We start from the raw sequence: 22,010 nt of genomic DNA on the forward strand, positions 1-22,010 counted from the left end.
GCCGGGACAGAACCGGCGACACGAAGTAGCGCATATTTACGGCACCTTAATATTTTCAATTTCTTTAAAAGAAGGGTAAAAAGCAATAAGTGAAATGCACCTTGCGGTGCTCCTGCTCTAACCAAACTGAGCTACACCAGCCGAAACCGATGGCCGGACTTGAACCGGCGACCTGGACGTTACAATCGAAGTAACACTTAATTTACGACACCTTCTTTTATATTTGATAAGGAGCAACAGGCGAACGCGGGACGGGGGCTCGCTGGTGAGGACTCGAACCTCCAGCATGACTTGCGCCACACTGCCCACCCCCTTCATGAGCGAAGTAACCCGTTTCTACGGCATCCTTATTTTTTATTCTTTTTTTAATATGGGGCGTTAGCTTCCCCATATTTGATTTACAGTTCTATGTTATGGATAGCATATAAAGCGGAGCCGCCGTTTTCTAAAGCAGCTAACACCTCAAAAACTTTGTCGCTCCAGCCGGCTATCAGGTAAACATCATTGCGCAATATTCGCAATGGCGCTTGTCCGTAACCTTTCAAGTCGAACAGGTAGAGCTTCGCGTTTGGCGATACCTTTGCCTTGTAGCGCAACCATAATGGCTGGATATGATCGCCTGTGGTAGATGAACTGTTCCATAACTGGGCATCGGTGAATAGAAACACCTTGTCCATTTGCACCCTGCGTTGTAATATATCCTTGATCACCAGGTAGCCATTGGTGCTATAACCCACCTCGCCCTCACGGCGGTGAAACTCCTGTACGTTACCCAGTATGTTATTACGCGGCACAGCTATGGTTTTCCAGGTATCACCAAACATACCCACTTCCACATTTTTGCAACGCGATTGCAGCAGCATAGCCAGCATCAGGCCCACATCGTACAGCAGTATCTTGCTTTTGGCAGATACGGGTGTTTGCATCGATCCCGATACGTCGCAGGCCAGCAACACACGGGTTTCGTGGCCAAAGCCTTTGATGTTGGCGGCGCTGGCCTGTACGGCTTTTTCCAAAGCCTCCAGCAACTCGCCGGTGTAACCTTTGTTTTGGCCCTGCAACAGTGCAGTTAATTTATCAATTAAACCCTGCGCAGGCGATTTGGTAACCACCGGGTTGATCAGCTCACGGTAAGCGGCCAGGTAACGGAACGGAAACTGCTTTGCCTTAGCTACCTCATCCGGGTGGGCTAAACGGGCGCATACTTTTTCAAAGTGCGCATAGCTTACGCCGGCTTCCTGAATGTTGCGCAGGTTACGTAACAGAGCCATATAGCCCAGCTTACTACTGTCTATCAGTTCTTCCCACTTGGTGCGAAACGCTATGACCTTGGCCTCGTCGCTGTCAAAATTAAGCTGACCTAATGCCGATAGCTCAGTTTCCCAGGTGTAAGGCGTTTGCAGGTCGCCGTTCACTATTTTGTTGAACAGTACTTGCTGCAATTCGTCCTTTGCTTTAGGGTGAACCAAAAACAAGGCATCGCGCAGTTTGATGGCGCCATCGCGGTTGTATTTACCAAACTGGTACTCGTCGAAACGGTTAAACGCGGTCGACAAACCTTTTTGCAATTGCTTGCTCAGGCGGTTCAGCTTTTTAGTGCCTTTACGCTCGTTCAGCAATTCGTAGCAGGCCAATAGCTCGGTGATCTCATCGGCACGGCCGATTACGCCATCGGTTACCCGGGCAACCAGATTATCGCCCGAGTGCAGCTTAGCCAATTCAGTAACCAGCACCAACGGTACCGAACGCATATACATTTTAGTGCGGGCATATACAGCCAGCTTACCCACAAACACAGGGTCACACGCGGTGATCAGTTTTTGCAGGCGCACTAAACGCGCCTCGTCCTTTTCATAAAAAGAGTCGTTCAAGCTCCAGGTCACCACGGCGGTGTACAGCTCCATTTCGGGCGACAGCGTAAAGGCTTTGGCACGGGCATGGTTAACAGTTACGTTTTGGGCTTTGCTTAACAGGTTGAACTTCATGTCGAATCTCCTTTATTTCTTATTGTTGATACAAAGAAAAAGAGGCCCTGCGCAGTGTATTTGCGCAGATGAAATTATTTTTGAAAAAAGATGAAATATTTAACGAGGAATGTTTAGGGCGCATCCGGGGAAGTGGTACGAATTACAGTCTCGTTCGGATGTTTGTATATTTGATTGAAAAAATGAAATATCTAAAAATCTACCGGGTTATAGCTATTGTAGCTTATTCTGTAATTATATTGAAAGGACAAATGATAGGGCTACCTTTCCTGCTTTGGCTTGCTTTCACAATTTTTATTTCGGTGAAGTAGATCAGTTATTCGCACTTTTGGCAATATTGGGGTTGATACTTATTTTTCGGAATTGGAACAAAACCAGGACACAGAAAATTTTCCTGATGGATTTTGTTTGTTTCTTTTTTTTAGCGATTCCACTCGTCGGTCGTTTAAATGCCGTGCCTTTAGCTATGTTTAATTATAGTGCTTTTATTATTCTAACGGGGGCTTTTGTGCTGTGCTATCTTATATCATTAGCATATTCTTGTAAACAATACCTGGTTATCCAAAAGGACGTGTAGAAAGGGCGGGTATGATTGTAAAGATTAGTGAATTATAGCATACGCGGCACGCGTGCGCCAGCAAGGAGTACAATATTCCAGCATTTAAATAGAACAGAATCCCATGTGGGATAGATTGTTAATTGAATTAAGAACTAACCTTTGGAATTGGTTATTTGGTTTTTTTCAATTTTCACAAGTGTAATATGTGGCATTCTATCCTCATCAAGATAAGTTATTTTCAAAGTCAATCCCTCAAGTTTTTCAGGTATTTTGAATGATAAAATATGATCTGCTACTGTATGAACATCTTCCACAGCATCTTGAAATGCAGCCTTCAGTATAAGTTGATCGAAAGGTTGAAGATTATTAACAGGTCGTAACTTTTCTAATTCAGCGAAATGCACATCGCCTATGCTGTCTATTTGGATATTAAATGCAGGATAAGTCGAATTATTATGTATTTGTAAATCAAAACGCCAACTTAACTCCCAAAAGATAATCGGTTTTACACCAGCTCCTATCACGGTGATTAATCTACCGTTTTCGTCTAACTCTGTAGGGTTTTTATTGCTATAACCTCTTGGTGATCTCGAACTGCCATGCCAAACTAAGTCAGCTTCCAAAAAAGGTTTCTGTATTGCTTTTTGAGCCACATTTTCGGCGGCATCTATCACAACGCTTTTCAACACAACCTGTTCATCTTCATGTTCCTGTTGCTGTTCAACGGTTTTAGCTATTGCTTCCTGAAACCGTTCAGGTATTTGCCCCAAAGCGGGGGCTGCTTCCCTACGATTTAACAATGTACTTAGTAAATTTTCAAAACTATTTTCGTAATGAAGCGGGTTGGTAAAGTCAATAAATAATTTACCCCGCAACCAGCCGGGGATAGATATATTCATATCTCCCGAATGTATAATAGGGATGAACTTTCGGTGGTTCGCCATTTGCAAAACTTCCGCAGTCATGATATCCCCCTCGTAGCCCACACCACCAATGCGATTTTCCGATTTATATTTATATTTTTCTGTACATATCAGCAATACATAATTGTTTTCAGTAACCGATTTCTCCATAAACATTGGCATCTGATCACCCGGTACCACTTCCCACTGATCAAGCTTTGCATCAACGCCATTATTTCTTAATTCAGTAGCTAACTTTTTAACCCATTGCTTTATTTCTTCATTCTCCCAAGCATAGGATATAAAAACTTTGGGACTTATTTGAACGATAGCGTCAGGTATGTTGCTCATGATTAATTTGTATTGATCTTAATGATATTTATAATATTAATCATCAAAGTTTATCCTTCTGCTAATTTCATCAATGCTTCTTTTGTGCTGCTCTTTAAGGCTCTGTTCTCTTTCTTTTGCTTGTTTTCTATTTTTTTGAATTTCAGCATATTGTCTATTAGCGACCTCAACCGCTAATTTTAAAGGCTTTTTATGATACCGTTCCACTTCTTCTATGGTCGTGCCATCCAAGTAAATTTTGTTACCAGAAACTGAAGCGATACCCGGTCGGTGCATCATTGTAAATTCTGGTGGCCTGTTAAATGATTGAATAAATAAATCAGACCATTCATAATCCGGCCTTTTATTTAATTCAAATGGAATTTTATATAGGGCACTTCCTTTAGTACCATCATTCAACGGTGTTGTTACTTCATCAACCAAAATACCTTTGATTTTAATTTTATCATCTTCTACCGACGGCGCTGTTTCAATTGGGTTCGATGGTACTGACTGAAATTTTTGAGGTATGCGTCCAAGCTCCGGAGCACGTTCCCGTACATTCAAAATAGTGGTGATTAAATCCTCAAAATTCTTTTCAAAATGTGTTTCGCTGGAAAGGTCAACAAAGTATTTTCCACTTAACCACGAGGGTATGGATATATCTTTATTCCCTGATTGTAATATGGGGATAAATTTTCTATGATTAGCTTTTTGTAACACTTCCGCTGTCATAATATCGCCTTCATATCCAACACCGCCTATCCTGTTTTCTGACTTTGACTTATATTTTGAAGTGCATATAATCAGCACATAATCGTTGTCTTTAACTGATTTTTCCATAAAATGTGGCATTTGATCACCAGGTATCACTTCCCATTGATCAATTTTTGCGTCAATACCACTATTTCTCAATTCAGTGGCTAAGTTCTTTACCCATTGTTTTACTTCTTCGGTTTCCCATGCGTAAGAAATAAATACTGTAGGCGCTATTTGTTGTATGGAATCCATGTTTCGGCATTGTTAAATATTATATAAATATACGCCTTTATATAATCTTTCCCATGTGGGACGAGGCCGATTTTAAGCTGCTCACCTTTGACTGTATCAAATCGTACAGTCATGAAAAAAGACAGAGTTATAAAGGAAAACCCGGTACAGCCGGAAGGCGAGTTCAAGCCAAAGATCAACCGCATACACGACGAACCACGTCACCAGATCAGGCAACTTCTCCGAAGCTTTCTACCGCTGGCCGAAATCAACTTAATTCCATACATGTATTTATTGCGATTATTGAGTACTCGGTAGACGAAGATTTATATTTTTACACCCCACTTAGCACCCTAATGCCAAGTCCCTCTTACTAAAGGCAGATTTCTCCACCATCCTCTGTTGGCGCACGCGTGCCGCGTGTGCTCTCATGCCTACTGTCCATCTAACCCAATAGCAGCATAAAGTCCGTAAACGCATCTTCCTACCGCAAGTATCCTCGCTTGGATTTGCAGGGTTTCTATGCAGTTATTAGAACTCTACAGACGTAATGCTGTTCCTATCGGGTACCGGAAAACTTTGCTTTAAGCGTTTCCATCTATCCAAAACAATCAAAATTAACTTACCGACCGCTAACATATTAAGTGCAAAATTAACCTTGGCTTCTAAACTGAAAGCATCTATTGGATGGTCTACATCCATGACGGACAATTTTACTTCACCTTTATCAAAATATTTTGAAGCATGTACGTGCTGTTTGCTCAAATGAACATAGTCGCAAATGTCCTTATATAATCTTAACACTCCTGGGCAAACAGCCTCCAACTTTTTGGCTAAATAGCTGTCGGTTAATTTATCACCAGTATGGCTTTTGTAGCGGTAAACTGGCTTACCATTCATAAAATATTGGAAAAAATCATTAGGATCGTTTACCTGCATAATGGCAAAAAAGCGCAAGGCGTTATCCAACTGTAACCTAATAAGAGGGATAGCGGCAATGTAATTGTTAGTATTAACCAAAGTAATATAACCTTGTGTTAATTGAATAGTCCGGTTAATTACAGAATAGGCCAACGAGTCAATTACATACCTTGATTGATTATTTGCCCGAAAAATGTCATCTCCCAACTTAGTGAAGTTTACATGACCAACTGAAAGTTCGTCAATGTATTGAGCCAATTTTATTTCTTCATGTGTCATATCACGTAAGATTTTGGTGATGTAAATTATTGAAATTATTATTTGATTGAGGGGGGCGTAAACCGCCGCCCTAATCCTCCGGCTTCTCCCTCGCATCCGCCATCCTGACAATTCTCGGCTCAAACTTGGCTAATACTTCCACCAAATCATGTTGCGCGGCCATTACGGTGTGGATATCCTTGTAAGCCATCGGGGCTTCATCCATGTCGCTGCCCATAAGGGTTATGCGCTTGTCAATCAAGTTGGCAGCAATAGCGGCTTTGTCCAGCGTTTTAAAAGCCGCGCTGCGGCTCATGGCCCGGCCCGCACCATGACTGGCAGAGTTAATACTGGCCGCATCACCTTTACCGCGTACCAAAAAGCCGGGCGTGCTCATGCTGCCGGGAATGATGCCCAACACGCTCTCGCCGGCCGGGGTAGCGCCTTTACGGTGCACCATCACTTCGGTGCCGTCGCTTAATTGCTCTTTCCAGGCAAAGTTGTGGTGGTTCTCTATCACGCTGATGGGCTTTGCGCCTAATGCACGGGCAATTTTATTATGGATCTCGTGGTGGTTGGCGCTGGCGTATTCGCCGGCCAGGTTCATGGCAATCCAGTATTCCTGCCCTTCGTCCTTATCCAGGTCTAACCAAGCCAAATGTTTGGCTTCGGCAGGCAGCTTGGTTTTCACCATGGCAATGCGACTGTAATAGTCGGCCACGCTACCCCCAAACCCACGTGAGCCCGAGTGCGAAAGCAAACTTAGATATTTACCGGCCGGGATATCAGCCAAAGCGCCCTCGGCAATGTCCAGCTCGCCCCATTCCACAAAGTGGTTGCCGGTACCGCTGGTTCCTAACTGGGCATAAGCCTTATCCTTAAGTGTACGAATTAATTTGGTTTCGCCCCAGGTCTTGCTATCAAACAAAGAACTATCAAAGTACGATTTGGTGGTACACCCCATCCCGAAGTAAGTGTTATCAACCAGTATATTCTTCAGTTTACCGGTTTCGGTATCAATGGCCTCGGCAGGCAGATCAAAAATGCTCAGGCACATACGGCAGGCAATATCTACGCCCACCGCAAAGGGGATAATGGTATTTGCCGTGGTAGCCAGCACGCCGCCAATAGGCAGGCCGTAACCCTGGTGCGCATCGGGCATTAAAGCGCCGGCAACGGCAATGGGTAACTGCACGGCGGTACGCATCTGTGCCAAAGCGCCCACCTCAATATTTTCCAATCCCCACACCGGAAAGTCGGCAATTTCTTCTTTCAGCTTAAAGTTGCTGCGTTCCTGCTTCACAAATTTACCTTCTTTACGCATGGCCATCACGTCTTCGGCCAGGTTCTTAAACTTGCCACCTTTTTTTAAGGCGTAGGGCATCGGGTCGTCAATCAGGGCTTCTAAGTTGGCCAGTATTTCGGCTTTCCCTAACACATTGTGCTTCAGCAAGCCATTCGCCACGCGGCTAAAGTTGACCAATACTTCCACATCGTTAATGCCTAATGCCTTTAACTCGTTGTTGCCTATTTTTTCTTTTTCCATAATATAAATACTAAAGGTATCATTTAACAATTTAAATTCTCCGGGTCAAAACCCCTCTCCCCGTATTGGGAAAGGGGGCGTTTGTGAACGCGTTCAGCCTTTCGACCCTACAAAGAGAAACATCAAGTACGCAGCGTATTTGCGCAGTGAAAAATAATTTTATAAATTCGTGTGAATTAGAATCTACAATGTTCTCTGCTCTGTAAATCCAAAATCAAACATCCGAAATCCGAAATCAAGAAATGCCTGTTAACCGCAATGCCCTGATCCGCTATCGTACCATTGACCAATGCCTGCAAAACCGTTTTAAGAAATGGACGCTGGACGATTTAATAGGTGCCTGCAGCGATGCTATTTATGAATATCAGGGTATTAATACCGGTGTCAGCAGGCGAACCGTGCAAGCCGATATGGAAATGATGCGCAGTAACAAGTTGGGCTACGAAGCGCCGATTGTAGTAGTTGATAAGAAGTATTATACTTATAACGATAAGAATTACAGTATTACCAACAGCCCGTTAAACCAACAGGATATGCAGGTGCTCAGCGAGGTGTCCGGTTTGTTAAAGCAGTTCAAAGGCTTTAATCATTTTACTGACCTGAATGAAATGGTAAGTAAATTGGAGGATAAAATCTATTCACAGAAAACCCAAAGCATGCCCGTGATTGATTTTGAGAAGAACGATAACCTGAAAGGCTTGGAATGGATAGAAGTAATCCGTAAGTATATTGTGGCGAAGAAAACTATGTGTGTAACTTATCAATCGTTTAAGGCGCGCGAGGCCAGTACCTTTTGCTTTAGCGGGTACCTGCTCAAAGAGTACCGCAACCGCTGGTTTGTGTTGGGCATATCGCATCAGCGCTATAAACCATTGCTGAATCTGGCGCTTGACCGGATACAGACAATCACCGCACACGATGATAATTATATAGAGAACACCCTGATTGATTTATCAACCTATTATAACGATGTAATAGGTGTAACCAAATCGCCCGGTCAGCGCGATGCAGAAGTTGTGTTTTGGGTGGATGCGAAAAATTCACCATACGTCGTAACCAAGCCTTTGCACCACACTCAAAAGCTATTAAGTGAAGATGACAAAGGCAAAATCTTCAGCATCCGTGTCATCATGAATTTTGAGCTGGAGCGCGAGTTGTTAGGTTTCGGTTCCAAGCTTCGGGTGCTTGGCCCACGGATACTGGTTAAGCAAATCAAAAAACAGTTGTACGAGACGCTGGAAGGCTATAAGGTGCCGGAAGGAGAATCTTCAGATGCTGTCTCCGGTTGATATTCTTAATTCGTAACCAATTATTGATAGCAAGGGTGCTCGAATTTTGTTCATGTCAGCAGTTAACCTAATGCGCATTTGTATCTTGAAGTTAAATACTACAAGCCATCTCATAAAAGGAAGAAAGACTTGATCAGGATCATGGAACGGGCAAGGAGAACAAAAGCTTTAAAGTTTTCCTCATGGTACTCATACCTTACTCTGTTCTGCGGTAGTTAAACAGCCAGGCAAAGAATCGCTCTACTTTCCACCGTCGCTTGTACCTTCTCAGCGTTCTGCCGTCCTGTGTTTTAGTTTTTTGCGGTTATCCCGGTGCGGAGCAATCAAATCAGTACCCTGCCCTTTGATTTTTTCATCCAGCGGATCTGAATCATACGCCTTATCACCAACAAGCCGCTCGGAATGCGGAATAATAAAGCGGTCTTCCCGCGTTTTCTCCACTAAGGTTACCTCATGAGGGGAAGCACTGTGGACCCTCAGACAGATAGTATAGCACCAACAGTGCCACTGGTGATTGCCATGATCTTGGTGCCTTTTCCCTTCTTAGTCTTTCCCTCTAGTAAGCCCCTTTTTTTGCTATACAAAACGTTCCGTCTATATAGCATTCACTCAGGTCTACACCGCCACGTTCATACGGGTCGGTGGCCAGTGTTTCAATGATTCGTGTAAAGCCCCCGCTCTTTACCTACTGCTGAAACCTCCTGTGACAGGTCTGGCAAGTAGGATACCGCTCCGGCAGGTCCTTCCAGGGCGCACCTGTTCTAAGTATCCATAAAACGCCTTCCAGCACTTCGCGCTTGTCCGGCCTTTACCATCTGTTCGCCTCGTGCCTTCCGGCACCAGGTCTCTAATCTTCTCCCACTGCTTCTCACTCAACTCGCTAACTAAAATAATTCTTGTTGCCTGTATTATTGATTCATTACCAGTTACGCACTCCCCTTCAGTTCGTATAATCAGTTTATAGCGGAACAACTGGTCAATTTGACCCGGAGTTGATGGGCGGTTTGATCCGGAACACATCGATTAATTTTCAACGAAACTACTTTGCTCTGTATCTACAAAAACATTCCGCCCGAAGCTTCCAGCCGTTGCGCGGTTACCCAGCGGGCGTTATCGCTGCATAAAAAGGCAACTACGCCGCCAATATCATCGGGCAAGCCTACACGGCCCAATGCCGTTACAGAAGCCAGTTGCTGGTTCAGTTGTTCATTATCGCGTATTGCACCGCCGCCAAAATCGGTTTCAATGGCACCTGGAGCTATTGCATTTACCCGAATGCCCCTGCTACCTAACTCTTTTGCCTGATATTTGGTTAGGGTTTCGATAGCGCCTTTCATAGCGGCATAAGCTGCATAACCCGGTGTGCTGAAACGGGCGAGCCCGGTAGATACATTTACAATGGCGCCGCCATCATTTAACAATGGCAATGCCTTCTGGGTAAGAAAAAATACGCCTTTGAACTGGATATTCAGCAGTTCATCAAACTGCGCTTCGGTAGTTTCGGCAAAGGCGGCATGAATACCGATGCCTGCATTGTTGACCAGAAAATCAAATTTTTCCGCATTAAAGGTTTCAACAATCGTTTTACTTACTCCGGTGAAAAAGTGGTCAAAGCTTTTCGTATCGCCTGAATTAAGTTGCAGGGCGGCCGCCTTGCGGCCCAGAGTTTGTATTTCTTTTACGGTATCTAAAGCGTCCTGCTGGCGGCTGTTATAGGTAAGCAGGATGTCAATACCGCTTTCGGCCAGGCTTACTGCCATGTTTTTACCCAAACCACGGCTGCCACCGGTAACCAAAGCTATTTTTGTGTGTTGTTCCATAAATATGTTTTACTGTTAATACAAATGTAGGTGGAGCGCTGACTGTAAAAATGATGCAGACTTCAGTATTTAAGCTTAATCATTTATTTGTTTACGGTATTGCAATGGGGTAATGCCGGTCATTCCCTTAAAGAACTTAATGAAGTTGGTGCTGTCTTTATATCCAAACTGGTAGCCAATCTCAGCAACCGGTAATCCGGTTTGCTCCAATAATATTTTCACTTCAGCTACTATACGCTCCTCCATTACATCGCAGGGCGATTTGCCGGTGGTTAGTTTGAGTGTATTGCTCAGATGGCGCGAGTCGATAAATAACAAGGCAGCAAAATCGCGGGTAGAAAGCCGTTTACTGCTTTTTTGCTGCAGCAGGTCGGCCATATGCTGGTCAACCAGCTTAAAAAAATCAGCAGTGATCTCATCTTTTCTGGAAATAAGTTTTGTAGGTAAAAGCATCGGTACACAAGTATACGCATAAACCCTATGGTTTAATAAAACCTGAAAAGTTAAGTTGCAAATCACTGCTGCATAACGTTACCTTTGAAACTAACCAATTTAATTTTGTGCTCATCTTCCTACCTAAAAAACAGAACATAATGAGAGGGTTTAAACTTTTTTTATTGCTTTATCTGCTTGCGGGTAACTATAGTGTTTTACTCGCCCAGGCAAAACGGGCGCCGGCCTATCCGCTCATCACACACGATACTTATTTCAGCATCTGGTCGGTAACAGATTCACTTAATGCCTCCACCACCAGGCACTGGACGGGAAATAATCAATCGTTAGTGGGTATTATTAAAGTAGATAACCAGTTTTACCGCTTTATGGGAAAGGAACCAGATGTGTACAAAACGGTGCTTACCACGGCCGAAGATAAGCTATATACATGTAAGTATACGGAAGCTGCTCCGGGTAAAGGCTGGACGGCTGCCGCATTTAACGAGCGCAGTTGGAAAACAGGCGCCGCACCCTTCGGGGATAATGCAGCGCAGGTAAAAACACTGTGGAAGAGCCGTGACATCTGGATGAGAAGGGTATTTAATATAACAGACCCCCGCACCAATCAGTTGGTGCTTAATCTGCACCACGACGATGATGCTGAAGTATACATCAACGGCATTAAAGTAAAAGATGTACCGGGCGCCAACGGCGATTTCAGAACGGTGCCCCTGGATGCACAGTTTAACCATATCCTGAAAAAGGGAAAGAACATACTGGCTATCCATTGTGTAAATACCGGCGGCGGCGCCTGGCTGGATGCCGGCCTGCTGGATTTGCAGAAAACGAAATTAAGCAGCCGGATTGCGGCTGCCCGCCAAACCGAAGTACAGGTAAACGCCACGCAAACCCTGTATAAATTTAAATGCGGCCCCACCGATCTGGAGGTAACCTTCACTTCGCCGCTGTTGATGGATGATTTGCGGCTGTTCTCGCGCCCGGTATCCTATATCAGCTATAATGTTAAGGCTAATGATGGCAAAAGCCACCAGGTAAGTGTTTACACCGGGGCCTCGGCGGAGATAGCCGTTAATAAGCCTTCGCAGCCGGTAATTACACAGCACTACGCTTCGGGCGGCCTGTCTGTTTTAAAGGCAGGAACGGTTGAGCAGCCCGTACTGCAAAAGAAAGGTGATGATCTGCGTATCGACTGGGGTTATCTGTATGTAGCTGCACCCAAAGCGGCCAATGCACTACAATATGTTACCAAAGGCGATCAGTCTGTTAATTCATTTTTCACCGGGCGTACAGCAAGTAACTACAAGCAGGGTACCCAGGCGGTGCTGAATACGGTATTCCCGTTAGGCAACGTAGGTGAAAAGCCGGTTGAGCGGTTTGTAATGCTGGGTTATGATGAAGTGTACTCGGTGCAGTACTTTAAGCAAAACCTGCAGCCTTGGTGGAAATCAGAATATCATACCACCATTGATGCAGAGCTGGCCAATGCCGCCGCTGATTATACCGCTACCCTGCAAAAGTGCCGTGCGTTTGACGAGCAACTGTATAAGGATACCAAAGACGCCGGTGGCGAGCATTACGCCGACTTATGTGTGCTGGCCTACCGGCAAAGCATAGCGGCACATCAGCTGCTGAAAAGTCCGCAAGGCGATTTGTTGTTCCTGTCGAAAGAAAACTACAGCAATGGTTCTATCAATACGGTGGATGTAACTTATCCATCCGCTCCCTTATACCTTATTTACAACCCCGAGCTGCTGAAAGGAATGCTGAACGGTATTTTTTATTACAGCGAAAGCGGCCGCTGGAACAAAGATTTTCCGGCGCACGATTTAGGTACTTATCCCATCGCTAACGGCCAAACCTACGGCGAGGATATGCCGGTGGAAGAAGCCGGTAATATGCTGATCTTAACGGCTGCCATAGTAAAGGCCGATGGCAATATCAATTATGCCAAAAAGCATTGGGCTACGCTTACCAAGTGGGCCCGTTTCCTGCTCGAAGCCGGTTTAGACCCTGCTAACCAGTTGTGCACCGATGATTTTGCCGGCCACCTGGCGCGTAACGCCAACCTGTCGATGAAAGCGATTGTGGCTGTTGGCGGGTTTGCACAGTTAGCCGGTGAATCCGGTTATCCTGAAACGCAGGCGCAGTACCGTAAAGCCGCTGAAGAAATGGCGGCCAAATGGCAGCAGCTGGCCCAGGCTGGTGATCACTATTCGCTGGTATTTGAGCGGCCTGATACCTGGAGCCAAAAATATAACCTGGTATGGGATAAGGTGCTCAACCTGCACCTGTTTCCTAAATCGGTATACGATACTGAGGTAAAGTATTATCTTACCAAGCAAAACGAATACGGTTTGCCGCTTGACAGCCGTAAAAGTTATACAAAATCCGACTGGATTACCTGGACGGCTACGCTGAGCAGTAACCAGCGCGATTTTAAGGCGCTGATTGACCCGGTTTACCACTTTAGCCAGGCTACCGCCTCAAGGGTGCCGTTAAACGACTGGCACGAAACCACCGATGGTAAAATGGTGGGCTTTCAGGCCCGGAGCGTGGTAGGCGGTTATTTTATTAAACTGCTGGACAAAAAGTGGGATCGGGGGCGATAAAGGCTAACTGACAGAGGGTACGGAGAAGCCGGAAGAAAATAGTTGTAGCAACCATTTTCTTCCGGCTTTTATGCTTGCGGGATATAAGCTTTCACCTGTTGCCGGGCAACACCCAAACCATCAGCACCCAATTCTATTGCATCGCCGGGTTGCAGGTAAACCGGAGGCTTCATCCCTAAGCCCACGCCCGCCGGGGTGCCGGTAGAAATAATATCGCCTGGCAGCAAGGTCATAAACCGGCTGATATAGGAAACCAGGTAAGGCACATTAAAAATCAGGTTGGCGGTGCTGCCGTTCTGCATCAGTTGTTCGTTTACCTTGAGCCATAGTTTCAAATTGTGCACATCAGCTATTTCATCTTTAGTTGCCATAATAGGGCCGGTGGGGGCAAAGGTATCACAGCCTTTTCCCTTATCCCAGGTACCGTTTCGCTCCAACTGAAAAGCCCGTTCCGATACATCATTCATCAGGCAATAACCGGCCACATAATTTAAGGCTTCACCTTCTTCTACATAAGCGGCTCTTTGCCCGATAACAATTGCCAGTTCTGCTTCCCAGTCGGTTTTCTCTGAATCTTTAGGAATGATGATATCATCATTGGGTCCGCAAAGCGCCGTGGTGGCTTTAAGGAACAAGATAGGCTCGGAGGGCAGGGAAGCGCCGGTTTCTGCTGCATGGTCTTTATAGTTCAGTCCGACACACACAATTTTCGAGGGGCGGGCTACCGGGCTGCCCAACCGCACATTTTTGCTGATTACGGGTAAAGCATCGCTATAGGTCTGCACAAATTCGGCCAGTCGCTTTAAGCCGTTAGTTTCAAAGAAGTGCTCATTATAATCTTCGCCAAAGGCTGAGGTATCATAATAATTATCATCAATGATGATACCTGTTTTTTCCTGGCCAGAGGCGCCGTAGCGTATAAGTTTCATACTGTAAATCTAATGAGTACAAAATAATAAATTACACGGTTCAAAAACGCTGTAATCAGGATATATCCAGAACAAAATTTAAAGTTCAACCGTTCCTCTACAATGGCAGAACACATAACTTTTCGGGTATTGGTTACTTTGCCCGGTCAGCGTGAGGAAGATTTACTAACCATCCTGCATGAGCAGGAAACTTTTGATACGGCCTTGAACGGCGAAAATATATCACTTATTAATAACGGTGATAACTCCTGGAGCCAGGTACAAGGCAATTTGCCGCAGGAAACAATCAATCTCATTGGTCAGGCTATCGAAGATTATTATAGTCAGCAGCCAAATTTATAGTATGATAAAGCAAGATTTTAAAGATAAAGTAGTAGTGGTTACCGGTGCTTCTGCCGGATTAGGCCGTGCCATAGTACGCGAATTTGCCAAGCATGGCGCCACTGTAGCATTGCTGGCCCGGGGAGAAGCGGGCTTGTCTGTTGCCGTTAAAGAGGTAGATGCACTTGGCGGCAAAGGTAAATATTACATTACCGATGTTGCCAGCCCCGAAGCAGTAGAAGCAACCACCCAATCTGTAATCCGGGATTTTGGCAGCATTGATGTGTGGATAAATAATGCCATGATCAGTGTGTTTGGGGAGTTTAAGGATATGGAGATGAAGGACTTTCGGCAGGTTACCGAGGTTACCTATCTTGGCCAGGTGTATGGCACACAGGCTGCCCTGCAACATATGCTTCCTAAAAATAAAGGGCATATCATCCTGGTAGGCTCTGCACTGGCTTATCGCGGTATACCGCTGCAATCCGCTTATTGCGGTTCAAAGCATGCCATACATGGTTTTTTTGAATCATTAAAGGCCGAACTGGTGCACCAGAAGAGTAATGTAAAATTGAGTATGGTACAGCTGCCGGGTATGAACACTACCCAATTCGGCTTTGTAAAAAGCTATTTGCCCAACAAGCCCAAACCTATGGGTGCCGTTTACCAGCCGGAAGTGGCTGCACGTGCCATTGTTAACTTAGCCTTACATCCAAAGCGGGAAGCTTTTGTAGGCTATCCTACCCCGCAAACTATTTTGGGTAATAAATTTTTGCCTTGGTTTTTAGACTGGTTTTTAGGAAAAACTGCTTATAACGGGCAACAGACACCAGAACCGCAGGAAGCCAATCATCCCAACAATTTGTATGAACCTTTGCCCGGCGATAGTGGTGCACATGGTGGATTTAAGGGTACCGAATGGGCAATGCCTGCCGGATTTTGGACAGCCGCCCAACGTGTTGCCTTTACAGGCGCATTAGCATTAGTAGCCGTAGGCATCAATACCCTAATACCCAAAAGTAAAAAACGCCTGAAATTATAAGTTTTGAAACTTTTGCTAATTATCCGTTAATATAGAAAACTGGTATTAAGAAGTTAGTTATTCAGCACCCTTAACTTTACAAACAGGCAGCAGAAATCAACGGAAGTCAATCAGGCAGGAATGATTAATAACAGTAAGAGAAACCTAACTTTATCTTACTGTTAATTGTATTACTGAGTTTAACCTGCTATTTTTGCAGCGAGGAAATGGTGTCCTTCCTGTTTAATTAAAACAAACCGCATTTTGCTGATGGCGCCTGCATACAGATGGCAGTACTACCAGTGTAGTACTGTATAATTTGCAGGTGATGTATAACAGCTTTCTTTCTCTTAACCACCCGTTCATTCGCCCGTATACCAGGTCGCGCTTTTCTATTGGTTTAGTTATAGCTGTCAGCATGTTACTGCATCGGTTAAAATTTTCTTTCGCTCCTTTATATTTTGTTATGTTGTACCTATGGTTATATTAAACATACTTGCTGCAGGTTATCGTTCTTTTGGATATCAAATCAGGCGGATATTGTTGGTTTTCCCAGTTGCTGTGGTTATAGGCAGTGTGGTAGCGCTATTTTTAACTATGCTTAACCGGGCTATCAATTTCAGGTTTCAGCACACCTGGCTGTTGTACTTGTTACCATTGGCAGGCGTGGGTATTCACTTGCTGTACCAGGCTGCGGGTAAATCTGCCGAAAAAGGAAATAATCTTATCATGGATGAAATACACCAGCCGGGCGGGGGCGTTCCGCGCCGTATGGGGCCGGTCGTGTTTATCGCCACGGTAGCCACACATTTGTTTGGCGGCTCGGCCGGGCGAGAAGGGACTGCGGTGCAGATAGGCGGTAGTATGGCTGCATTATTTGGTAAGTATTTTAAGCTAAACAAGCCTGATATGGTTATGATGCTTACTGCCGGTATGGCAGCAGGCTTTGCAGCAGTATTTGGCACCCCTTTAACCGGCGCTGTATTCGCTATGGAAGTACTTTATATTGGCAGGATACAATATAATGCTGTGTTGCCTTGCCTTGCTGCTGCCATAATCGGCGATTATACGGTATCTGTATGGGGAGTACATCATACTGCTTATCATATTAATGCATTGGCTAACACACCATATTTTTTATCGGCCTATCTGCCTTTTGATGTGCTGCTGCTGTTAAAAGTTATTGTGGCTTCAGTAGCATATGGCGGGGTAAGCGGCCTGTTTGCTAAATTAACGCATTGGATTAAAAATTCATTCTTGAAAATATTCACCAGCCGCTGGCTGATTCCGGTTGCTGGTGGCGCAGGGATTATATTACTTACGCTATTAATTGGTAAGCCCGATTATTTAAGTTTAGGTGTAACTCCTGAATATCCAAATGCGGTAACTATAGCTTCAGCTTTTCATGGCGGCGGTGCAGATACATGGAGCTGGTTGTGGAAAACGGTATATACCGCACTTACCTTAGGTAGTGGATTTAAGGGGGGCGAGGTAACGCCGTTGTTTTATATTGGCGCTACATTAGGCAACACCTTATCTGTATTGTTTAACGCGCCGGTAAGTCTGTTTGCCGGCTTGGGCTTTATTGCTGTATTTGCAGGTGCAACCAATACTCCTGTGGCTTGTACACTGATGGGCGTTGAACTATTTGGCGGCGAACATGTGCTGCTGTATGCCATTGCCTGCTTTGTAGCGTATTATTGCAGCGGTTCCACCGGTATTTATAGTGCACAGCGTATAGCGGCGGCAAAGTTTGAACCGGAAGCAGATGGCAGTTATAATCGAAAAGATCACTAAATTACTTTCTGCCAAGTATCCGTAAGGTTTGCTGATCCGGGCTGCCACCAAAAAACTTGTTAAGGACCATTTGAAATACTGCGTTGGTAGCAGGCAATGAGCTAAACAAAGTCATGCAGGACTTCAGTTTTATATCATCCGGACTACCAAAAATCTGATGGGGATTATTACTTGGCAACTTAAGCAGGGCATTGCTTATCTCGATCAGCCGCTCACCTAAAATTGTATGGTTCAAATAGGCTTCTGCCTCACGACGATTTTCGATGGCATAATATTTAGAGGTTGAACTGAAGCCAAGTCCCTGTATTTGCGGAAATATATACCACATCCAATGGCTACGCTTGCGACCATTTTCTATTTCTGACAGCGCAGTTGCGTATTCGGATTGCTGCGCATCAATAAAACGCTTTAGTGAACTGTTATTTTCCATATAAAGAAACCGGATATGAATTTATGCACGTTAGTTAATAACCTTAAAGGTTAATTGTGGTTTGGCTAATTACATAAAGCCATACCTGAAACGATCAGCAGTGTTGCCGAAAGGTTTATGTTTTTATTCTTACAATAAATATTTTTTTCACTTTTGGACTATGCATTATAGTTTTTATATTTGCACACCAAATCAGAATAGCTATTGTAATAATAGCTTAAATTTTATCAGGCCCGTTCGTCTAGGGGTTAGGACGTTAGATTTTCATTCTAGAAACAGGGGTTCGATTCCCCTACGGGCTACAAGAATCAATATCAAACTGCGACAAAAGCCTGCAAATCAAACATTTGCAGGCTTTTGTCTTTCCACTGGACTCCCATATTCCACACCATTCCGCATCATTTAGGTGCGTGATTCGGGGAGTCGAAAAGGGGAATAGAACTACTCACCGGATTCGCATTAGTGTGCTGACTATCAGCCTGCTCACCAGCTGAACATCTTGATGCGCTTTGATTGCAAGCTTACTTTTGTTTTACCCTTTAACGGCTTGCAAAGATGAAAACGAATTACAGCTTACTGTTCTACCTGAAAAAACCAAAGCACTACACCAGTGGCCCTGTGCCCATCTACCTGCGCCTTACCGTAGCAGGCAAACGTGCCGAAACCGCCGCCGGGCGGGAGATCGACCCTGCCCGCTGGAACAGCAAAACAGGCCGGGGTAGCGGCAGCAAGGAAAACACCAAAACGCTCAACGCCTACCTCGATACGCTGCTGGCTAAAGTACAGCAAGCCCACCAGTCGCTTATTAGCTTAGGGAAGGCGATCACCGCCGAAAACCTGCGCAATGCGTTCGGTGGTAAGGCTGAAAAGCAGTGCCTGCTGATGGAGGTGCCGTTACTGCCAGCCGCACAGCATATCTTAAGCAGATACCAAGATCACCCGCAATGTGAGAACACGGGCCTGTTGCTGCCGGTGCTAAGCAACCAGAAGATGAATGCTTACTTAAAGGAGATTGCCGACCTGTGCGGCATCCACAAAGTGCTGACCTTTCACCTGGCACGTCATACGTTTGCCACGACGGTTACGCTGTCCAACGGCGTACCCATTGAAAGCGTCAGCAAGATGCTGGGGCATACCAACCTGAAGACCACCCAGCACTATGCCAAGATACTGGATACCAAGGTGAGCCAGGATATGGCCCGGCTGAAGGAAAAGTACCCGGCTATGCCTGTTTAAGGCAAGAATGTCAGCTCAGTAGTAAGCCGTTACCGGCTTGCTGCTCCTGTCTCCTAACGTACTTGCCTCTAACGAAAGACACCAGCCAGATTTGATTTCAATTCTTAGCACACCAACACATGAAAACGTTCATCTATTTCCTACTGACCACTTTCATTTCTACCGGCGCACTGTTCTCCGCCTTAGTCACTAAGGGTAATCACCTCATCAATTTTGCCATCGCCTTTGGCATATGGGCCCGGTTCTTATATTGCTGGAACCAGCGGTTCAAAGAGGAAGAACACCGGCGGCGGCGCGAACAGTTGTTTGAGGACTATCTCAGGCAGCACCGGTAGCAAGGAAGGCAGCAAAGCAGCGAACGCCTCAGCCGTATCTTCTTAAAGTCTGTGTTCGCAGAATACATAGAATTAATTAAGTTTGGCTATTCAAACTATAATCTATGGCCACCGTAACCGAAAAGGACATCATCGCTCACCTAAAAGAGAAAATAAAGTTCCATCAGCAGGAAGCAAAACGTATTGAACAGGTACTAAGTGCTTTTAGCAGTGATGCACCATCAGCTAAAGTAAAATATGAAGCCGGTGCAGCGGCAAGTGATTTTGATGTGGCCAAAGGTAAACTTGCAAAAGCGAAAGCTGACCAACCTGCCAAAGCTTTAAAGCCACTACAGGTACCTGCTGAATATGGGCCCAAACTTACGTTAAACGGTAAGATTGCTTACGCTTTAAGTCAGATTGGGTCAGGCTTTGGTGAGGACATCGCTGCAAAAATCGTTGAGTTGCAACCCGAACTGGACAAAGCGAAGGTAACGCTGCAATTGTCAGGTGTACTGTCAACGCTGAAAAAACATGGGCAGTTGACAGCGGTAAAGGAGGGACGTAAGGACAGGTTTTCGCTGGTGTAACTGGATACTCATAGTAGGGCATTGATCCTGTTAAGCGAGAGTTCTGTGGTATTAACAAACAGCCACGGCCGTTTTGTGGGAAGATGTTTTATCAAGCCCTGTGCGTAGTAATACGGATGGCATTTGTAATTGAATATTCAATTTGCACATAGTTAGTCATTGCCTGCTTAAACAACCGCATCAGCACCAAAGCGTCAAGGGTGAGCATCCGCTAAAAAAGGAATAATAAAACCGCTCATTTATATACCCTTGACGCTTTGCTGCGGTGCTAACTTTGTGTCAGCGGTGCAATGGCTATTATTTGGCTTTAGAAAGAGCGGGGGCAAGAAGCAGGTGTGTTACGAGGCACGAGTTTCACTCCTGCCAGCGCGGGGGAGTGGGGCGGGTGGCGGAATGGAATGTAGCGCGGCAGCGCGTGATGGAATGCAGCCACCGGCCGCAGCAACCTTTTCTGTGCCTTATACGTTTACTTTGTAACAGTGCTACAGCTTGGGTTGACCATACAAACTCAGGCTGTGCTTGGTTAACGATATAGTGTTATAGAATCCAATTTTTGTTGCCGTCATAGCCGTTCAGTGCCCGGTTGTTACCCCATTTTACGCTCTGGCTGTCCATAATACCTAAAGTGGGCTCAGGGTTCTGCTTCATCTTTAACCGTGCTTTTTCCCTGAGTTTGGACAGTAACAGGTCGAACGATTCCAGCACGGCCCATTTACTGTAGTAATAGTAGACCAGCTGCCATTTGGGGAAATCCTTAAGCAGCATCCGCCACTGGCACCCTGTCCTGACTAAGTACAGCATGGCGTTCCATACCTTGCGCAAGCTGTGTTTTCGCTTTTTTTCAGCTAACATTAAGGTTTTCTTTATAAATTGCCACTGGGCATCTGACACATCGGTGGAGTACATCTTTCTTGAAGTTTGGTCACAACAATTAAAATGTAACTTTAACCGAGCGTTGGGTGCCCTTAGTATTTATTCCCTCTAAATTTAAACAGGCTCTTAGTCTATAAAACAACAGTCCGATCTAAGGGAGGGTTACAGGGTGACACAATTTATTTTACAGACCCCTTGGGTGTTTAACTATCGCCGAACGGTGGTACGTTATGAGTATCATGATGAAAACTTCAAAGCCTTTATACTCCTTGCCTGCTCTATGATCCTCATGAAGTCATTCTTCCATTTATGAGATGGCTTGTAATAACACCTGATAGTATGTTGGCTTGCATACTTCATTCTTATGCGAAAAGCCGGAAAGGTAACCCCTATTCATATCTTCTTTATTGCCCTTTGCCTGCAGAACAGCGCCCGTAGCAGGCATTACCAGGATATCGCCTAAATCGGAGCCGCCCCTACCACTCAGGTGCGTATGCGAAAACCCAATGATATTATTACTCGAATAATGATAGCCGCTTCATCAGTCCCAGCCGTTCTCTGCATTTTGCGGCCCAACTGCACCGCACTCAAAGGAACATTAGCCCCCAGAAACACGTGCCCGTGATACCCCGTTCCGATGAACGGATCAACATAATTTACCAAAGAATCCTTGGCAGCCAAATTTCCATGTGCCTGAGCCGATGTTGCAAGTGCTGTAATCAGCAGCAGGCCTGAAAGCTTTTTCTTAAAAATATTTATAATCATAACCTGAAAAGCAGGGCAGGTAATATACTTGCCACCTTGTGTGAAAAGCGTTTATAATTTATAGCTACC

Annotated in this window: 20 protein-coding genes, 1 tRNA gene, 1 pseudogene and 1 riboswitch; of the genes and pseudogenes, 9 read left to right on the forward strand and 13 right to left on the reverse strand. The window is 45.1% G+C overall.

The features are described 5' to 3' along the window. Nucleotides 1-398 precede the first annotated feature (398 nt). The 5 genes from ACY652_RS12215 to ACY652_RS12235 form a co-directional block, all read right to left on the reverse strand. The gene (locus tag ACY652_RS12215; protein ID WP_462264656.1) at nt 399-1,985 is read right to left on the reverse strand and encodes a TROVE domain-containing protein; all 1,587 of its coding nucleotides are present in this window, start codon (nt 1,983-1,985) and stop codon (nt 399-401) included. A gap of 711 nt (nt 1,986-2,696) precedes the next feature. After that, on the reverse strand, nt 2,697-3,797 hold the full coding sequence (locus ACY652_RS12220) for a toll/interleukin-1 receptor domain-containing protein (RefSeq protein WP_462264657.1): 1,101 nt from the start codon (nt 3,795-3,797) through the stop codon (nt 2,697-2,699). 36 nt (nt 3,798-3,833) lie between these two features. Further along, nucleotides 3,834-4,787 (reverse strand): toll/interleukin-1 receptor domain-containing protein, encoded by a 954-nt coding sequence (locus ACY652_RS12225; protein WP_462264658.1) that lies wholly within the window; start codon nt 4,785-4,787, stop codon nt 3,834-3,836. Nucleotides 4,788-5,297: 510 nt separating this feature from the next. After that, on the reverse strand, nt 5,298-5,966 hold the full coding sequence (locus ACY652_RS12230; protein WP_462264659.1) for a hypothetical protein: 669 nt from the start codon (nt 5,964-5,966) through the stop codon (nt 5,298-5,300). 70 nt (nt 5,967-6,036) lie between these two features. Further along, nucleotides 6,037-7,491 carry an RtcB family protein gene (locus ACY652_RS12235; RefSeq protein WP_462264660.1) on the reverse strand — a complete coding sequence of 485 codons (1,455 nt, stop codon included), beginning with the start codon at nt 7,489-7,491 and terminating at the stop codon, nt 6,037-6,039. 242 nt (nt 7,492-7,733) lie between these two features. On the opposite strand from ACY652_RS12235, the gene ACY652_RS12240 reads away from it, so the two are divergent. Beyond that, nucleotides 7,734-8,780: a helix-turn-helix transcriptional regulator gene (locus ACY652_RS12240; RefSeq protein ID WP_462264661.1), complete on the forward strand. Its 1,047-nt coding sequence runs from the start codon at nt 7,734-7,736 to the stop codon at nt 8,778-8,780. Nucleotides 8,781-8,890: 110 nt separating this feature from the next. Here ACY652_RS12240 and ACY652_RS12245 read toward each other — a convergent pair. The 3 genes and pseudogenes from ACY652_RS12245 to ACY652_RS12255 form a co-directional block, all read right to left on the reverse strand. After that, nucleotides 8,891-9,671: pseudogene (locus ACY652_RS12245) on the reverse strand (IS5 family transposase). 164 nt (nt 9,672-9,835) lie between these two features. After that, nucleotides 9,836-10,600: an SDR family NAD(P)-dependent oxidoreductase gene (locus ACY652_RS12250; RefSeq protein ID WP_462264662.1), complete on the reverse strand. Its 765-nt coding sequence runs from the start codon at nt 10,598-10,600 to the stop codon at nt 9,836-9,838. 75 nt (nt 10,601-10,675) lie between these two features. Beyond that, nucleotides 10,676-11,053 (reverse strand): helix-turn-helix domain-containing protein, encoded by a 378-nt coding sequence (locus ACY652_RS12255; RefSeq protein ID WP_462264663.1) that lies wholly within the window; start codon nt 11,051-11,053, stop codon nt 10,676-10,678. Between the two features lie 140 nt (nt 11,054-11,193). Here ACY652_RS12255 and ACY652_RS12260 point away from each other — a divergent pair, with 140 nt between their 5' ends. Next, entirely contained in the window at nt 11,194-13,665 is a 2,472-nt protein-coding gene (locus tag ACY652_RS12260) for a glutaminase family protein (protein ID WP_462264664.1), read from the forward strand. 68 nt (nt 13,666-13,733) lie between these two features. Here ACY652_RS12260 and ACY652_RS12265 read toward each other — a convergent pair whose 3' ends face one another. Then, nucleotides 13,734-14,594 (reverse strand): fumarylacetoacetate hydrolase family protein, encoded by an 861-nt coding sequence (locus ACY652_RS12265; RefSeq protein WP_462264665.1) that lies wholly within the window; start codon nt 14,592-14,594, stop codon nt 13,734-13,736. Between the two features lie 102 nt (nt 14,595-14,696). Here ACY652_RS12265 and ACY652_RS12270 point away from each other — a divergent pair, with 102 nt between their 5' ends. From ACY652_RS12270 to ACY652_RS12280, 3 genes are all read left to right on the forward strand, one after another. Beyond that, the gene (locus ACY652_RS12270) at nt 14,697-14,936 is read left to right on the forward strand and encodes a hypothetical protein (protein ID WP_462264666.1); all 240 of its coding nucleotides are present in this window, start codon (nt 14,697-14,699) and stop codon (nt 14,934-14,936) included. A 1-nt stretch (nt 14,937) separates the two neighbouring features. After that, nucleotides 14,938-15,957 carry an SDR family oxidoreductase gene (locus tag ACY652_RS12275; protein WP_462264667.1) on the forward strand — a complete coding sequence of 340 codons (1,020 nt, stop codon included), beginning with the start codon at nt 14,938-14,940 and terminating at the stop codon, nt 15,955-15,957. Nucleotides 15,958-16,150: 193 nt separating this feature from the next. Next, nucleotides 16,151-16,223: riboswitch (Fluoride riboswitch) on the forward strand. Nucleotides 16,224-16,533: 310 nt separating this feature from the next. Further along, nucleotides 16,534-17,733, forward strand: coding sequence for a voltage-gated chloride channel family protein (locus ACY652_RS12280; RefSeq protein WP_462264668.1), 1,200 nt, complete (start codon nt 16,534-16,536; stop codon nt 17,731-17,733). A 1-nt stretch (nt 17,734) separates the two neighbouring features. Here the strand turns inward: ACY652_RS12280 and ACY652_RS12285 are convergent, their stop codons facing one another. After that, nucleotides 17,735-18,163 (reverse strand): DUF1810 domain-containing protein, encoded by a 429-nt coding sequence (locus ACY652_RS12285; RefSeq protein WP_462264669.1) that lies wholly within the window; start codon nt 18,161-18,163, stop codon nt 17,735-17,737. 230 nt (nt 18,164-18,393) lie between these two features. Between ACY652_RS12285 and ACY652_RS12290 the strand changes: the two genes are divergently transcribed. From ACY652_RS12290 to ACY652_RS12305, 4 genes are all read left to right on the forward strand, one after another. Further along, nucleotides 18,394-18,465, forward strand: a tRNA-Glu gene (locus tag ACY652_RS12290). 253 nt (nt 18,466-18,718) lie between these two features. After that, nucleotides 18,719-19,399 carry a site-specific integrase gene (locus tag ACY652_RS12295; protein WP_462264670.1) on the forward strand — a complete coding sequence of 227 codons (681 nt, stop codon included), beginning with the start codon at nt 18,719-18,721 and terminating at the stop codon, nt 19,397-19,399. 119 nt (nt 19,400-19,518) lie between these two features. Then, the gene (locus ACY652_RS12300; RefSeq protein WP_462264671.1) at nt 19,519-19,734 is read left to right on the forward strand and encodes a hypothetical protein; all 216 of its coding nucleotides are present in this window, start codon (nt 19,519-19,521) and stop codon (nt 19,732-19,734) included. 104 nt (nt 19,735-19,838) lie between these two features. Beyond that, a complete protein-coding gene (locus ACY652_RS12305; protein ID WP_462264672.1) occupies nt 19,839-20,303 on the forward strand; it encodes a hypothetical protein in 465 nt (154 codons plus the stop codon). A gap of 537 nt (nt 20,304-20,840) precedes the next feature. Here the strand turns inward: ACY652_RS12305 and ACY652_RS12310 are convergent. From ACY652_RS12310 to ACY652_RS12320, 3 genes are all read right to left on the reverse strand, one after another. After that, entirely contained in the window at nt 20,841-21,209 is a 369-nt protein-coding gene (locus ACY652_RS12310) for a transposase (RefSeq protein WP_462264673.1), read from the reverse strand. 274 nt (nt 21,210-21,483) lie between these two features. Then, the gene (locus ACY652_RS12315) at nt 21,484-21,687 is read right to left on the reverse strand and encodes a hypothetical protein (RefSeq protein ID WP_462268257.1); all 204 of its coding nucleotides are present in this window, start codon (nt 21,685-21,687) and stop codon (nt 21,484-21,486) included. Then, nucleotides 21,660-21,941 carry a hypothetical protein gene (locus ACY652_RS12320; RefSeq protein ID WP_462264674.1) on the reverse strand — a complete coding sequence of 94 codons (282 nt, stop codon included), beginning with the start codon at nt 21,939-21,941 and terminating at the stop codon, nt 21,660-21,662. Before ACY652_RS12320 ends, ACY652_RS12315 begins: the two co-directional genes overlap by 28 nt. Nucleotides 21,942-22,010 lie beyond the last annotated feature (69 nt).

This window comes from Mucilaginibacter sp. (assembly GCF_965200995.1).
Lineage (GTDB): Bacteria > Bacteroidota > Bacteroidia > Sphingobacteriales > Sphingobacteriaceae > Mucilaginibacter.